This is a genomic window from Streptomyces sp. SID9727, assembly GCF_010550605.1.
Lineage (GTDB): Bacteria > Actinomycetota > Actinomycetes > Streptomycetales > Streptomycetaceae > Streptomyces.
Genome location: NZ_JAAGNI010000361.1, coordinates 1 through 16,767 on the forward strand (window position 1 = coordinate 1; position 16,767 = coordinate 16,767).

Consider the following 16,767-nt stretch of genomic DNA (forward strand, 5'->3'; position numbering starts at 1 on the left):
ACAGGCGCACCCGCACCGACCCGGTCCCCGGACCGTGCACCCGCACCCCGTTCCAGGAGAACGGCACCGGCAGCCCGCCCGAGGGACCGGGACCGGCGAGGGCGAGCGGGTGCAGGGCCGCGTCGATGAGCGCGGGGGCCAGGAGCCGGCCGCCCGCGTCCTCCGCGTCCACCGCGACCTCGGCGAACCACGTGCCGTCCTCCTCGTCGCGCCAGGCGGCCCGCAGCCCCTGGAACGCGGGGCCGTACGCGTACCCCAGCGCGGCCAGCCCGGCGTACGCGTCACCCACCTCGACGGGCTCCGCCCCGGCCGGCGGCCAGGCACCCGTCAGGGGACCGGGCCGCGCACCGGCGTCCGCCGCGAGGACCCCGGAGGCGTGCACGGTCCACGGCTCCCCTTCGGTGCCCGCCGCCCGCGAGTGGACGGTCACCGGCCGACGGCCGTCCGCCCCCGGCGCGCCCACGCTCACCTGCACCCGCACGGACCCCGTCTCCGGAATCAGCAGCGGATCGCTGAGCGTCAGTTCGTCGAGCACCGGGGTGCCGGCCTCCCGGCCCGCGTACAGGGCGAGTTCGAGGAGAGCGGCCCCCGGCAGGACGACCGCACCGAGCACCGCGTGGTCGGCCAGCCACGGATGGGTGGCCGTCGACAGCAGCCCGGTGTGGACCGTACCGGCGTCACCGGCCAGTTCCACCGCGGCCCCGAGCAGCGGGTGGTCCGTCGTGCCGAGCCCCGCCTGCTCGACCCGGGCCGCACCGGCCGGTGCCGCCGGGCGGTCCAGCCAGTACCGCTCGCGCTGGAAGGGGTACGTGGGCAGCTCGACGGGGCGGCGTCCGTCCCGTACCCCGTACACCGCCCGGCCGACCGCGCCACCGGCGGCGTGCAGGGCACCCAGTGCCTCCGGCAGCGTGCGCAGCTCGGAGCGGTCGCGGCGCAGCAGCGGCAGCGACACCGCGTCCGGGTGCGTGTCGGCGGCCATGGTCGCGAGCACCGCGTCGGGGCCCAGCTCCACGAAGGCGCCGATGCCCAGCTCCCTGAGCGTGCCGACGCCGTCCGCGAACCGGACCGCCTCACGGGCATGCCGCACCCAGTAGTCGGGCGACGCCACCTCGTCGCCGGCGACGGCGGCCCCGGTGAGGTCGGAGATCACCGGCAGGTGCGGCCGCCGGAAGTCGAGACCGGACAGCACCTCGCGGAACTCCGCGAGCACCGGCTCCATCAGCGGCGAGTGGAAGGCGTGACTCACGCCGAGCCGACGGGTCCGGGCACCCAGCTCCCGCGCACGGGAATCGATCTCGTCCACCGCACCGGCCTCGCCCGACACCACCGTGGCGCGCGGCCCGTTGAGCGCGGCGATGCCCGCCCGGTCTTCGAGACCGCTCAGCAGCCTCGTCACCGTGTCCTCGTCGAGCGCCACCGCGAGCATCGCGCCCCCGGCCGGCAGTTTCTGCATCAGCCGCCCCCGGGCCGCCACCAGCGTCGCCGCGTCAGTGAGCGACAGCGCCCCGGCCGCGTGCGCGGCGGCCACCGAACCGATGGAGTGCCCGAGCACCGCGTCCGGGTGCACACCGAGGTGTTCGAGGAGTCGGAAGAGTGCCGTCTCCAGGGCGAACAGGGCGGGCTGGGTGTACCGGGTCTCGTCGAGCAGGGCCGCCTCCGGTGTACCCGCGTCGGCGAACACGATCTCGCGCAGCGAGCGGCCGAGGAGCGGGTCCAGCGCGCCGCAGGCCGCGTCGAAGGCGGCGGCGAACGCGTCGTGCTCCGCGTACAGCTCACGGCCCGCCCCGGCCCGCTGGCTGCCCTGTCCGGTGAAGAGGAACGCGGTCCTGACCCGCTCCGCCGCCACGGCCTGCGGTGTCTCGCCCGACGCGATGGAGGCGAGAGCGAGCCGCGCCTCTTCGCGGTCGGCCGCCACGAACGAGACGCGGTACTCGAAGGCATCGGGGCCGGCCGCGAGGGCCGCCGACACGTCGGCGGGGTCCGGGCGGGGGCTGCGGTCGAGTACGTCGGCCAGTTGCGCGGCCCGCGCGCGGAGTGCGCCGGGCGTGTGGCCGGACACCAGCCACGGAACGGGGCGCCGGGCGGTGGCGTACGCGTGCTCACCGGCGGCCGGCGCCTCCGGGCCCCCCTGAGCGTCGGCGTGCGGCGCGCCCGCGTCGGCCGGGGCCTCAAGGATCACGTGTGCGTTGGTTCCGCTGATCCCGAACGACGACACCGCGGCCCGCCGGGGCCGCTCCCGCTCCGGCCAGGGCGTCGTCTCGGTGAGGAGTGCGACCCCGCCCTGCACCCAGTCGACGTGCGGGGTCGGCCGGTCGATGTGCAGGCTCCTGGGCAGCGTCCCGTGCCGCATGGACAGCACGGTCTTGATCACGCCCGCGACACCTGCCGCGGCCTGGGTGTGCCCGATGTTGGACTTCACCGAACCCAGCAGCAGCGGCTGCCCGTCCGGCCGGTCCTGCCCGTAGACCGCGAGCAGCGCCTGTGCCTCGATCGGGTCACCGAGCTTCGTGCCCGTGCCGTGCGCCTCGACGGCGTCGACGTCCCCGGCGGTGAGACCGGCCCGGTCCAGCGCCTCACGGATGACCCGCTGCTGGGACGGGCCGTTGGGTGCGGTGAGGCCGTTGCTCGCCCCGTCCTGGTTGACGGCGGAGCCCCGCAGTACGGCCAGCACCTCGTGGCCGTGGCGCCTGGCGTCCGACAGCCGCTCGACGAGCAGCAGCCCGACGCCCTCGCCCCAGCCCGTGCCGTCGGCGGCCTCCGCGAACGGCTTGCACCGCCCGTCGGCGGAGAGCCCGCGCTGCCGGCTGAACTCCACGAACGTCGCGGGCCCGGCCATCACCGTCACCCCGCCGGCGAGCGCGAGGTCGCACTCGCCCTGCCGCAGCGCCTGGGCCGCGAGATGCAGGGCGACCAGCGAGGAGGAGCAGGCCGTGTCCACGGTCACCGCCGGACCTTCGAGACCGAAGGTGTACGACACCCGGCCGGAGGCGACACTGCCCGCGCTCCCGCTGACGAGATACCCCTCGACCTCACCCGGCGCGTTGGGCGACTGGTGGAGCCGCGCCCCGTAGTCGTTGTACATCACCCCCGCGAACACCCCGGTACGGGAGCCGCGCAGCCCGGCCGGGTCGACGCCGGCGCGCTCGAATGCCTCCCAGGCCGTTTCGAGCAGCAGCCGCTGCTGCGGGTCCGTGGTCAGGGCCTCGCGCGGGCTCATCCCGAAGAACTCCGGGTCGAAATCGGCTGCCGTGTGCAGGAACCCGCCCTCCCTCGCGTACGAGGAGCCGGGCCGGGAGGCGTCCGGATCGTAGAGCCCGTCCAGGTCCCAGCCCCGGTCGGCCGGGAAACCGGAGACGGCGTCCGTCTCCTCGCTGACCAGTCGCCACAGCTCCTCGGGAGTGGTCACCCCGCCCGGGAACCGGCAGGCCATGGAGACGATGGCGATCGGGTCGTCGGTGACGGTGGTACGGGTGGTGGCGGCGGCCGGTACGGGTGCGGTCCCGGCCACGCCGAGTTCGTCCCGCAGCAGCGCGGCGAGCGCCCGCGGGGTCGGGTGGTCGAAGACCAGGGTCGTCGGCAGCCGCAGCCCCGTGGCCGCCCCGAGCCGGTTGCGCAGATCGACCGCGGCGAGCGAGTCGAACCCGAGATCGGTGAACGCGCGCCCCTCCAGCACGGCCCCCGCGTCCGTGTGCCCGAGCACGGTGGCAGCGGTGGCACGCACCAGCTCCAGCAGCCTCCGCTCCACCTCCTCGGCCGGCAGCCCGGCCAGCTGCTCGGCGAACGTCGAACCAGAGGCGGCAGGGGCGGAGTTGACCGCCTTACGAGGGCGCCTCGGCACCAGCGAGCGCAGCGGAGCCGGGACGGGCGTGCCCCCTTCGCCCAGCGTGGCGGTGGCGAAACGGGAGGCGACGAGCACCGGCCGCCCGGACCCCAGCGCGTCGTCGAACAGCCGCAGCGCGCTCTCGGCCGGGAGCGGCGCGATGCCGGTGCGCGCCAGGCGGGCGAGGTCGGCCGCGCCCAGCCGGGACCCCATGCCGTCGCTCTGGTCCCAGAGCCCCCAGGCCAGCGAGGTGGCGGGCAGCCCCCGGGCGTGGCGGTGCTGGGCGAGGGCGTCCAGATACGCGTTGGCCGCCGCGTAGTTGGCCTGCCCGGCCGTGCCGGTGATCCCGGTGACCGAGGAGAAGAGGACGAACGCGGAGAGGCGCAGGCCGAGTTCACCCGCGAGCTCGTGCAGCAGCAGCGCGGCGTCCGCCTTGGGCCGCAGGACCGTGTCCAGCCGCTCCGGGGTCAGGTCCGCCAGCACCCCGTCGTCGAGCACCCCGGCGGCGTGCACGATCGCGCTCAGCGGGTGCGCGGCCGGGACGCTCGCGAGGAGGGTGGCGACGGCGTCCCGGTCGGCGGTGTCGCAGGCGACCAGGGTGACGTCCGCCCCGAGCCCCGTGAGGTGCGTCAGCAACTCGGCCGCCCCGGGGGCCGCCGGGCCGCGCCGGCCGGCGAGCAGGAGGTGCCGGACGCCGTGGTGGGTGATGAGCCGCTCGGCGATCGTGGCGCCGAGCGCACCCGTGGCGCCGGTGAGCAGCACCGTGCCCCGTCCGTCGGGGCCGGTGACCTGCGTGCGGGCCGGGTCCCCGCCAGTGGAACGGACCAGCCCGGGGACCAGCACGCGGCCCTCACGCAGGGCGAATTGGGGCTCCTCCGCCTCCAGTGCGGCGGCGAGAGCCCGCTCACTGGCCGCGCTGCCGTCCGTGTCGACGACGACGAAGGCCCCGGGGTGCTCCGACTGGGCCGTGCGCAGCAGCCCCCACACCGCGGCCGCCGACAGGTCGGTCACCTTCTCACCGTCCCGTGCCGCGACGGCGCCCGAGGTGACGACGGCCAGCCGGGTGCCCGCTTCCTCCTCCCGCGCCGCCCAGTCCTGGACGAGAGCCAGCGCATGGTGTGCGGCCTCCGCAGCGGACAGGCCAGGGGTGATCCGTACGATCTCGGCCCCGGGCAGGACGTCACCGGCACGGCTCCCGCGGGCCCCCGGCTCCGTCCACTCCACCTCGTACAGCGGGTCGGTGTGCGCGGCGGCCACGGCGGGAGCGGGCAGCAGCCGCACCGAGTCCACGGAGGCCACGGGGCTCCCGGCGGCGTCGGTCAACGACAGCGTCACGGCCTGCCCGTCGCCGTCCGGCTCCAGGCGGACCCGCGCCGCATCGGCCCCCGTGGCGTGGAGGCGGATGCCGGACCAGGAGAAGGGCAGCTTCAACTCGTCGCCGCCGCCTCGGAGCGGCAGCAGGTGCAGGGCGGCGTCGAGCAGTGCGGGATGCAGCGCGAAGTCCCCGGCCTGGGCGCGCAGTTCGCCCGGCAACGCGACCTCGGCGAAGAGGGCACCGCCGACCGCCCACGCGTCCCGCAGATTGCGGAAGGCGGGCCCGTAGCCGTAGCCCAGCGCCGCCAGCCGCTCGTAGACCTCGGCGGCGTCCGTGCGCTCGGCACCGGCCGGAGGCCAGGCGGCTTCGGCGTCCGGGATCTCGGAGTCCGCCGGAGCGAGCCACCCGGAGGCATGCCGGACCCAGGGCTGCCCCTCGCCGGACCGGGCATGCACCCCGAGCGACCGCCGGCCCGTTTCCTCGGGAGGACCGACCGCCAACTGGAGCGCCACCGCCGAACCGTCGTCCGGCAGGGGCAGCGGTGCCTCCAGCGTCAGCTCGCCCACCACCGGGACGCCCGCCTCCTCGCCCGCACGCAGGGCCAGTTCGACGAGGAGTGCCGCCGGGACGAGTGCCACCCCGCCCATCGCGTGGTCGGCGAGCCAGGGGAGCGATCGCGTGCCGACCTCGCCCGTGAACAGCAGTCCGCCGTTTGCCAGTTCGACGGCCGGGGCGAGCAACGCGTCGGTCGCGGGGGTGTCCAGCCAGTAGTGGGTGGGCCGGAAGGGATAGGTGGGGAGGTCGGTGTGCCCGGCTCCGCCCGTCGTGAGAGGGGTGCCTTGGGCGTACGTAGTGGCGAGAGCGGTCTCGAAGGTGTGGCGTTCGCTCTGGTTCCTGCGCAGGAGTGGGGTGGCGTGGGGTGTGTGGGTGGTGAGGGAGGCGTCGGGGCCGAGTTCGAGGTAGGTGGTGATGTTCTTGCCGTCCAGGGCGGTGATGTGGTCGTGGTGGCGGACCGTGTCGCGTATCTGGTCCACCCAGTGGTCGGGGGTGGTCGGGTCTCCGGTGGTGACCAGAGGGATCCGCGGCGGGTGGTAGGCCAGGGACCGGGCCGTCTCCCGGAACGCGTCGAGGATCGGGTCCATGTGGTGGCTGTGGAAGGCGTGGCTGACGGTCAGCGGGTGGACGCGGTGCCCCTGGCGCTTCAGCGTCTGTGCGGCGTCCTCCACGGCCTCGCGGTCTCCTGAGATGACCAGTGAGGTGGGGCTGTTCACGGCAGCCAGGGCCACATGCGCGTTGAGGTGGGGCCGGATCTGCTCCTCGGTCGCCTCCACGGCGGTCATGGCCCCGCCCGCCGGCGCGGACTGCATGAGCCGGGCGCGGGTGGCGATGAGGAGTGCGGCGTCGGGGAGGGTGAGGATGCCGGCCACGTGGGCCGCGGTGAGTTCGCCGATCGAGTGCCCGGTGACGAGATCAGGGGTCACGCCGTGGTGGGCCAGGAGCCGGTGCAGGGCGGTCTCCAGGGCGAACAGTGCGGGCTGGGTGTAGCGGGTCTCGTTGAGCAGTGCGGCGTTCTTGGTGCCGGCCGGGGCGAACATGACGTCCCGCAGGGGCTGTTCGAGATGGGGATCCAACGCGTCGAAGACCTCGTCGAGCGCGGACGCGAACACCGGGTAGGCCGTGTACAGCGTGTGGCCCATCTGCGGGCGCTGGCTGCCCTGTCCCGTGAAGAGGTACGCGATCCGGGGCGTGGGCGCCGCGGTACCGCGTACGAGCGCGGGGTGCTCGGCACCGGCCGCGAGTGCGGCCAGCGCGTCGAGTGCCTGCTCCCGGTCGTCCGCGAGCACGACCCCGCGGTGTTCCAGCGCGGCCCGCCCCGTCGCCAGCGTGCGGCCGATCGCCTCGGCCGGTGCGGGGTTCTCCCGTACGAAGGCTGCCAGGCGGGCAGCCTGTTCCCGCAGCGCAGCCGGGCTGTGCGCGGAGAGCGGCCACAGCGCGACCGGACTCTCGTCGGGCTCGGGTTCCTGCGGGGCCGGGCCCTGCTCCAGAATGACGTGGGCGTTCGTCCCGCTGATGCCGAAGGAGGAGACCGCCGCGCGGCGCGGCCGGTCACGCTCCGGCCAGGGCGTGTCCTCGACCAGCAGCCGCACCGCCCCCGACGCCCAGTCGATGTGCGGTGACGGCTCGTCGGCGTGCAGGGTGCGGGGCAGCACGCCGTGGTGCATCGCCTCGACCATCTTGATGATGCCGCCCACCCCGGCGGCCGCCTGGGCGTGCCCGATGTTGGACTTCAGCGAGCCGAGGTGCAGCGGCTCGTCGCCCCGCCGGTCCTGCCCGTACGTCGCCAGCAGCGCCTGCGCCTCGATGGGGTCGCCGAGCCGGGTGCCGGTCCCGTGGGCCTCGACGGCGTCGATCTCCGAGGCCCGCAGCCCCGCACTGGCCAGGGCCTGGCGGATGACGCGCTCCTGCGAGGGGCCGTTGGGCGCGGTGAGGCCGTTGCTCGCGCCGTCCTGGTTGACCGCCGAGCCCCGCACGACCGCGAGCACCCGGTGGCCGTTGCGGCGGGCGTCCGACAGCCGCTCGACCAGCAGCAGCCCCACGCCCTCCGACCAGCCGGTGCCGTCGGCCGACGCGGAGAACGACTTGCACCGGCCGTCGGGGGAGAGCCCGCGCTGGCGGCTGAACTCCACGAACGTGTCGGGGCGCGCCATCACGGTCACTCCGCCGGCCAGCGCGAGGTCGCACTCATCCTGCCGCAGAGCCTGGGCGGCCAGGTGCAGGGCGACCAGGGACGAGGAGCAGGCCGTGTCGACGGTCACCGCCGGGCCTTCGAGGCCGAAGGTGTAGGCGACGCGCCCCGAGATCACGCTCGATGTGTTGCCAGTGAGCAGATAGCCCTCCAGATCGCCGGGCGCCTTCGCGAGCCGCGATCCGTAGTCGTTGTACATGACCCCGGCGAATACTCCCGTCCGGCTTCCGCGCACGCTGCCCGGGTCGATCCCGGCACGCTCGAACGTCTCCCAAGCCGTTTCCAGGAGCAGCCGCTGCTGCGGGTCGGCGGCCAGGGCCTCGCGGGGGCTCATGCCGAAGAACTCGGCGTCGAACTTCCCGGCTCCGTAGAGGAATCCGCCTTCGCGGGCGTACGAGGTGCCGAGGTGGTCCGGGTCCGGGTCGTAGAGGCCCGTCAGATCCCAGCCCCGGTCGGTGGGGAAGCCGCCGATGGCGTCCCGGCCCGAGGCGACGAGGTCCCACAGGTCGTCGGGCGACGCCACGCCGCCGGGGTAGCGGCAGGCCATGCCCACGATGACGACCGGGTCGTCCTGGCCGAGGGGCCGCGCACCGGTGACGGGGGCGGGGGAGCGGGTGGTGCCGCCGGGCAGGAGGGTCAGCAGATGGGCGGCCAGCGACCTGGGAGTGGGGTGGTCGAAGACGGCCGTGGCGGAGATCCGCAGCCCGGTGGCGGTGGCCAGCCGGTTGCGCAGGTCGACACCGGCGAGCGAGTCGAAGCCCAGGTCCCGGAAGGCACGCGAGTCGTCCGGCACGGCCGGGTCGGTGTGGCCGAGCACGGTGGCCACCGTCGCCCGCACCAGGTCCGCGACGGCGGCCCGCCGTTCCTCCTCCGGGAGAGCGGAGGTCTGCTGGGCCCACGTTCCGGCCTCGGGGTCTCCGGCCGTCGCGGCCGAGGCGCGGGGACGCGGAGGGCGTACCAGCCCGCGCAGCACGGAGGGCAGCGCGCCGTGTTCCGCCCGCGCCCGCAGCGCGGGCGTGTCGAAGCGTACGAGGACCGGGGCCGGGTCCTCGCCCGCGAGGGCCGCGTCGAGCAGGGCGAGCCCGTCGGCGACGGACAGCGGGCCGAGGCCGGAACGCGACCAGCGGGCCAGCTCGGTCGCGCCGAGGGTGCCGCTCATCCCGTCCGGCTGGTCCCAGAGCCCCCAGGCGAGCGAGGCGGCGGGCAGGCCGTGGGCGCGGCGGTGGTGGGCGAGGGCGTCGAGATAGGCGTTGGCGGCGGCGTAGTTGGCCTGCCCGGCGTTGCCGGTGACCCCGACGACCGACGAGAACAGCACGAAGTCGCTCACGTCGCTGCCGGCCGTCAGCTCGTGCAGATGGCCGGCCGCTTCGGCCTTCGCCCGGAGCACGGCCTCCAGCCGGTCCGGCGTCAGCCCCTCGACGGTGACGTCGTCGAGCGCACCGGCCAGGTGGAAGACGGCCCCCAAGGGGTGGTCGGCGGGAATCGATTCCAGGGCCCCGGCCAGCTCCTCGCGCGAGGAGGCGTCGGCGGCGGCGAACCGCACCTCGGCCCCGGATCCGGCCAGCTCACGGGCCAGCTCGCGAGCGCCCCGGGCCTCTTCGCCACTGCGGCTCACCAGCAGCAGCCGGCGGGCGCCATGGCGTTCCACGAGATGGCGGGCCACCAGCCGGCCGAGCCCACCGGTCCCGCCGGTGACCAGGACCGTGCGGTGGCCGTAGTCGCGCGGCTGCGGGGCGTCGATGGCGCCGCCACGGATGATCCTGGGAGCGGACAGACCGCCTCCGCGCACGGCGAGTTGGGGCTCCTCGCGGGTCACCTCGGCCAGCACGCTCAGGTCCGGTGCTTCCTCGTCGACGTCCGCCAGCGCGAACCGTCCCGGGTGCTCCGACTGCGCCGACCGTACGAGCCCCCAGGCGGCGGCCGACCAGGGATCGGGCACGGGGTCGCCCTGAGCCACGGCCTGCGCGCCACGCGTCAGCAGCAGCAGCCGGGCGTCGCCGAAGCGGTCCGCGTCCAGCCACTCCCGTATCAGCGCCAGCGTGTGCGCGGCGGCCCCGCGGCCCTGCGGCACGGAGACGGCGACCACGGCCGGGACGGGCGCGTCGGGCGCGAGCTCCGTGAGCGCGTCGACGTGCACCGCGTGTGCCTGGGGTGAGGCGTGCGGCGGGACGGGGGTCCAGTCGATGCGGTGGGGTGCGGGAGCCCGGTCGGCCGGGGCGCCGAGTGCGGCGGCGTCGACGGGAAGCAGGGTGAGGGATTCGGCGGACAGCACGGGGTTGCCGGCCGGGTCGGTGACCGTGAGGCCGCCGGACGACCAGCGGGCGCGCAGAGCGGTGGCGCCGGTCGCGAAGAGCTCGACGCCCGACCAGGCGAAGGGCACCGGCAGCCCGCCGTCCTCCCGGGCCTCCTCCCGGCCGACGAGCGGGTGCAGGGCCGCGTCGAGCAGGGCGGGGTGGAGCGGGAACCGAGTTGCCTGCTCGTCCAGTTCGACGGGGTGTGCGATTTCCGCGAAGAGGTCGTCGCCGTCGCTCCACGCCGCTCGTACGGCACGGAACGCGGGCCCGTAGGCGTACCCCAGCCGCTCCAGCCGCGCGTACAGCGCCTCCACGTCGAGCGCTTCGGCGTGCGCCGGCGGCCAGGCGGTGTCCGGGGCGGCGGAGGGCACGGCGGTCGACGGGGCCAGCGTGCCCGTGGCGTGCCGGGTCCAGTCGGCCTCCGGGTCCGGCCGGGTGTGGACGCTGAGGGTGCGGTGTCCGTCGGCGCCGGCCGGTCCGACGGCCAGCTGGAGCGGGAGCGAGCCCTCGGCGGGCAGCACGAGCGGGGCTTCCAGTGTCAGCTCGGCCACCCTCGGCGCGTCCACGGCCTCACCGGCCGCGAGTGCCAGATCCACGAAGGCCGTACCCGGAAGCAGGGCGCGGCCCAGGATCTCGTGGTCCGCGAGCCAGGGGTGCGCGTTCCGGGACAGCCGGCCGGTGAACACCGAGCCGCCCCGCTCGGCGAGTTCGCCCGATGCCCCGAGGAAGGGGTGTACGCCGGCCACGAGCCCCAGCGACTCCGGACCGGCCGTGACCCGGCTCGGCAGCCGCCAGTAGCGGGTGGTGCGGAAGGGGTAGGTGGGGAGGGCGGTGTGTCCGCGCCCGCCCAGGTCGAGAGGGGTGCCGTGGGCGTGGGCGGTGGCGAGGGCGGTGCGGTAGGTGCGGTTCTCGTCGCTGTTCTTGCGCAGGAGCGGGGTGGCGTGGGGTGTGTGGGTGGTGAGGGAGGCGTCGGGGCCGAGTTCGAGGTAGGTGGTGATGTTCTTGCCGTCCAGGGCGGTGATGTGGTCGTGGTGGCGGACCGTGTCGCGTATCTGGTCCACCCAGTGGTCGGGGGTGGTCGGGTCTCCGACGGTGATCAGCGGTGTACGGGGCGGGTGATAGGTGACCGTCCCGGCCGCTTCGCGGAACGCGTCGAGGATCGGGTCCATGTGGTGGGAGTGGAAGGCGTGGCTGACGGTGAGCGGGTGGACGCGGTGCCCCCGCTCCTTCAACGCGTGCGCGGTGTGACGGACCGCGTCCGCATCGCCTGAGATCACCAGGGAGGTCGGGCTGTTCACGGCAGCCAGGGCCACGTGCGCGTTGAGGTGGGGCCGGATCTGCTCCTCGGTCGCCTCCACGGCGGTCATGGCCCCGCCCGCCGGTGCGGACTGCATGAGCCGGGCGCGGGTGGCGATGAGGAGTGCTGCGTCGGGGAGGGTGAGGATGCCGGCGACGTGTGCGGCGGTGAGTTCGCCGATCGAGTGCCCGGTGACGAGATCAGGGGTCACGCCGTGGTGCGCGAGGAGCCGGTGGAGGGCCGTCTCCAGGGCGAACAGTGCGGGCTGGGTGTAGCGGGTCTCGTTGAGCAGTGCGGCGTTCTTGGTGCCGGCCGGGGCGAACATGACGTCCCGCAGGGGCCGTTCGAGGTGCGGGCCGAGTGCGTCGCAGACCTCGTCGAGCGCGGACGCGAATGCGGGATGGGTGGCGTACAGTGTGCGCCCCATCTCCGGGCGCTGGCTGCCCTGCCCGGTGAACAGGTAGGCGATCCGGGGCGTGGGCGCCGCGGTACCGCGTACGAGCGCGGGGTGTTCGGCACCGGCCGCGAGTGCGGCCAGCGCGTCGAGTGCCTGCTCCCGGTCGTCCGCCAGCACGACCCCGCGGTGCTCCAGCGAGGCCCGCCCTCGGTGCAACGACGAGGCGATGCGGTCGAGTTCGGCCTCCGGGCGCTCCTCGACGTACGCCCGCAGCCGCGCGCCCTGCTCCCGCAGCGCGTCGGGGTCCTGGGCGGACAGGGGCCACAACGCGACCGGGTCGGCTTCGGCCTCGGGTTCCTGCGGGGCCGGGCCCTGCTCCAGGATGACGTGGGCGTTCGTCCCGCTGATGCCGAAGGAGGAGACCGCCGCGCGGCGCGGCCGGTCACGCTCCGGCCAGGGCGTGTCCTCGACCAGCAGCCGCACCGCCCCCGACGCCCAGTCGACATGGGGTGACGGTTCGTCCACATGCAGGGTGCGGGGCAGCACACCGTGGTGCATCGCCTCGACCATCTTGATGATGCCGCCCACTCCGGCCGCCGCCTGGGCGTGCCCGATGTTCGACTTCAACGAGCCCAGAAGCAGTGGCTGTCCGGCCGGGCGGTCCTGCCCGTACGTGGCCAGCAGGGCATCGGCCTCGATGGGGTCACCGAGCCGTGTGCCCGTGCCGTGCGCCTCCATCGCGTCCACGTCCGCCGTCGCCAGCCCCGCACTGGCCAGGGCCTGGCGGATGACGCGCTCCTGCGAGGGGCCGTTGGGCGCGGTGAGGCCGTTGCTCGCGCCGTCCTGGTTGACCGCTGAGCCCCGCACGACCGCGAGCACCCGGTGGCCGTTGCGGCGGGCGTCCGACAGCCGCTCGACCAGCAGCAGCCCCACGCCCTCCGACCACGCTGTACCGTCGGCCGAAGCGGCGAACGCCTTGCAGCGAGCGTCCGCCGCGAGGCCACGCTGCCGGCTGAACTCCAGGAACATGCCGGGCGTCGGCATCACCGTGACCCCGCCCGCGAGCGCGAGATCGCACTCGCCCTGCCGCAGCGCCTGGGCCGCGAGATGCAGCGCCACCAGGGACGAGGAGCAGGCCGTGTCCACGGTCACGGCTGGGCCTTCGAGGCCGAAGGTGTACGCGATCCGGCCCGAGGCGACGCTCGCCGTGCCGCCGGTAAGGAGGTAGCCGTCGAGCCCCTCGGCCGGTTCGTGCAGGCGGGGCCCGTAGTCCTGGGCGGTCGCGCCGACGAACACCCCGGCCGCACTGCCGCGCAGGCTGTCCGGGGCGATCCCCGCTCGCTCGAACGCCTCCCACGCCGTCGTGAGCAGCAACCGCTGCTGCGGGTCCATCGCCGCTGCCTCACGCGGGCTGATCCCGAACAGTCCCGCGTCGAACTCCCCGGCGCCGTAGAGGAATCCGCCCTCCCGCACATAGGCGGTCCCGGGCCGGTCCGGGTCGGGGTCGTACAGCGCGTCCAGGTCCCAGCCCCGGTCGGTGGGGAACGGCCCGATGGCGTCCGTGCCCTCCGACACCACCCGCCAGAGGTCCTCCGGCGACGTCACTCCGCCGGGGTAGCGGCACGCCATGCCGACGATGGCGATCGGCTCGTCCGCGTGGACCGCGGAGCCGCCCGGACGCGCACGTGCGGTGCTGTTCGAGGGTCCGTCGAGCCGGTCGCGCAGCAGGCGGACCACGGCCTCGGGTGTGGGGTGGTGGTAGATGAGAGCCGACGGCAGGGGAATCCCGGTCGCGATCTGGAGACGGTCGCGCAGCTCGACCCCGGCCAGCGAGTCGAAGCCCAGATCCTTGAACGCGTGGCCCGGGCCGACCGCCTCGCCCGTGACGTGCCCGAGCACGATCGCGACCTGCGTCCGGACCAGGTCGAGCAGGTCCGCGTCGGGCTTCGCGGCGGGCGCGGCCTCGCGAGGGGCAGCCGGTACGGAGGGCTCCGGTGCCTCCAACGGGCCGTCCAGCCAGTGGCGTTCGCGCTGGAACGCGTACGTCGGCAGCGGTACGGGACGGCCGCCCCGGTCCGCGAGCGCGCCCGCCCAGCCGACCCGGGCGCCCCGGACCTGAGCTCCGGCCAGGGCGGCGACCAAGGTCTCCGGCTCGGGCCGGCCGCGCCGCAGGACGGAGAGCGGCGCCGGATCGCCGTCGCCGAGGGTCTCGCGGGCCATCGCGGTCAGGACGGCGTCCGGGCCCAGCTCGACGAAGACCCGTACGCCGTCGTCCCGCAGGGTGCGCAGGCCGTCGTGGAAGCGGACCGCGTCGCGGATGTGGCGGGTCCAGTAGTCCGGTGAGGCGAGTTCCCCCGGTGTCGCTGTGCGGCCCGTGACGTTGGAGACGACCGGGATGCGCGGTGCTCCGTACGTGACCTCGGCGGCGACCCGGCGGAACGCGTCGAGCGCCGGATCCATCAGCGGCGAGTGGAACGCGTGGCTCACCGTGAGGCGCCGGGTGCGGCGGCCCCGAGCGGCGAACGCCTCCTTGATCCGCAGGACGTCCGGCTCGTCGCCCGAGACGACCACGGAGCGGGGCCCGTTCACGGCCGCGAGGGACACCCGACCGGTCAGGAGCGGGGCGACCTCCTCCTCGGTCGCCTCCAGCGCGGCCATCGCACCGCCGGCCGGAAGCTCCTGCATCAGCCGGCCCCGGGCCGAGACCAGGCGCGCGGCGTCGTCGAGCGACAGCACCCCGGAGGCATGGGCCGCCGTCAGCTCACCGATCGAGTGCCCGGCCAGCCGGTCCGGGCGCAGCCCCAGGTGCTCCACCAGCCGGAACAGCGCCGTCTCCACGGCGAACAGCGCGGGCTGGGTGTACCGCGTCTCGTCCAGCGCCGCCGCCCCCTCCGGCGCGAGGACGAGCTCCGCGAGCGGCCGGTCCAGATGCGGCGCGAAGGCCGCGCAGACCTCGTCGAACGCCGCCGCGTACTCCGGATACGCGGCGTACAGCTCGCGCCCCATTCCGGCGCGCTGACTGCCCTGACCGGTGAACAGGAACGCGGTCAGCGGGGGCTGAGCCTCCGCCCTGCCGCGCACGAGCGCCGGGTCGTCCCGGCCGTCGGCCAGCGCGTCGAGCGCACGCAGCAGCCCGTCCCGGTCCGCCGCGACCGCCACGGCCCGCTCGTCGAAGAGGGTGCGGGTGGCGGCGAGGGAGTACGCGGTGTCGAGCGGGGAGGGCGCGGCACCCGCGAGATGATCGCGCAGCCGGGCGGCCTGCCCGCGCAGAGCGCCGCCGTCACGGGCACTGAGCAGCCAGGGCAGCGGACGGGCATCGGCCTGCGTCTCCGCATCGGCCTGCGTCTCCGCATCGGCCTGCGTCTCCGCATCGGCCTGCGTCCGCGCATCGGCCTGCGTCTCGGCACCGGCCTGCGTCCGCGCATCGGCCTGCGTCTCCGCATCGGCCTGCGTCCCCGCACCGGCCTGCGTCTCCGCATCGGTCGCCACGGCGCCCGCGGCCTCGCGGGCGCCCGGCCCCGCGTCGGCGCCCGACCCGGTCGCCGTACCGGCCTTCGCCCCGTCGCCCGTCTCCGCACCCACCTCCGCCTCGCCCACCACCACATGGCAGTTCGTCCCGCCCATGCCGAACGAGCTGATCCCCGCGATCAGCGGAGCCTCCCCGCGCGGCCAGGGCCCCTCCTCCGTCCGGACCCGCAGGCCCAGCTCCGTCAGGGGAATCGCCGGGTTCGGACGCTCGAAGTTGAGGCTCGCCGGGAGCCTGCGCCGGGACACGGACAGGGCGGTCTTCAGGAGCCCCACCAGGCCGGCCGCGCCCTCCAGATGGCCGATGTTGGTCTTCGCCGAGCCCACCTGGAGCGGGTCGCCGGACGGGCGGTCCGTGCCGAGGGCGGCACCGAGTGCGGCCGCCTCCACCGGGTCGCCTACGGGCGTGCCCGTGCCGTGCAGTTCGACGTACTGGACCGCGTCGGCGGTGACACCCGCCCGTGCGTACGCCTCGCGGAGCACCGCCTCCTGCGCGGCCCGGTCCGGGACCGTCAGGCCCTCGGATGCGCCGTCGTTGTTGACCGCGCTGCCCAGGATCACGCAGTGCACCCGGTCGCCGTCCGCGCGGGCCTGGTCCAGGGGCTTCAGGACGACGGCCACGCCGCCCTCACCGCGTACATATCCGTTGGCCCGGGCGTCGAACGTGAAGCAGCGCCCGTCCGGCGACAGGGCGCCGAACTTCGCGCTGTCCGCGCTGCTGCCGGGGGAGAGGATCAGGTTGGCGCCGCCGACGATCGCGAGGTCCGACTCCCCGGCGCGCAGGCTCTCGCAGGCCAGGTGGACCGCGACCAGCGACGAGGACTGCGCCGAGTCCACGGTGAGACTCGGACCGGTCAGGCCGAGGACGTACGACAGCCGGTTGGCGAGGATGCCCCGGTGCAGCCCGGTCACGGAGTAGCGGTCGGCGCCCGCCTCGCCCCGGCGGTGGTGGAGCGCCGCGTAGTCGTCCCAGATGGCACCGGCGTAGACGGCGGTCCGGCTGCCGGCCAGTGTGCCCGGGACGATGCCCGCCTCCTCCAGGGCCTCCCAGCCCAGTTCGAGGAGCAGCCGCTGCTGCGGGTCCATCGCGGCCGCCTCGCGGGGCGGGACGGAGAAGAAGCCGGCGTCGAACCGGTCCACTTCGTCGAGGAAGCCCCCGCGGGCCGGGGCACCGGCGGCCCCGCGGTCCGCAGGCGCCTCCCCGACGGCGTCCCCGCCGCGGCTGAGGAGGTCCCAGAACGCGGCGGGATCGGCCGCCCCGGGGAGGCGGCAGGCGAGACCGATGACGGCGATAGGTGCGGAGTGGGCGCTACGCATGATCTGTGACGTACTCCCTCGTCGAGGACGACCCGGCGGAGCCACCACCCTCACCG

The 16,767-nt window shown here is 75.2% G+C and carries 1 protein-coding gene; it reads right to left on the reverse strand.

From position 1 onward, the window contains the following. The coding region (locus tag G3I41_RS25120) for a type I polyketide synthase (RefSeq protein ID WP_164402648.1) at positions 1-16,711 on the reverse strand (16,711 nt) is incomplete at its 3' end. Positions 16,712-16,767 lie beyond the last annotated feature (56 nt).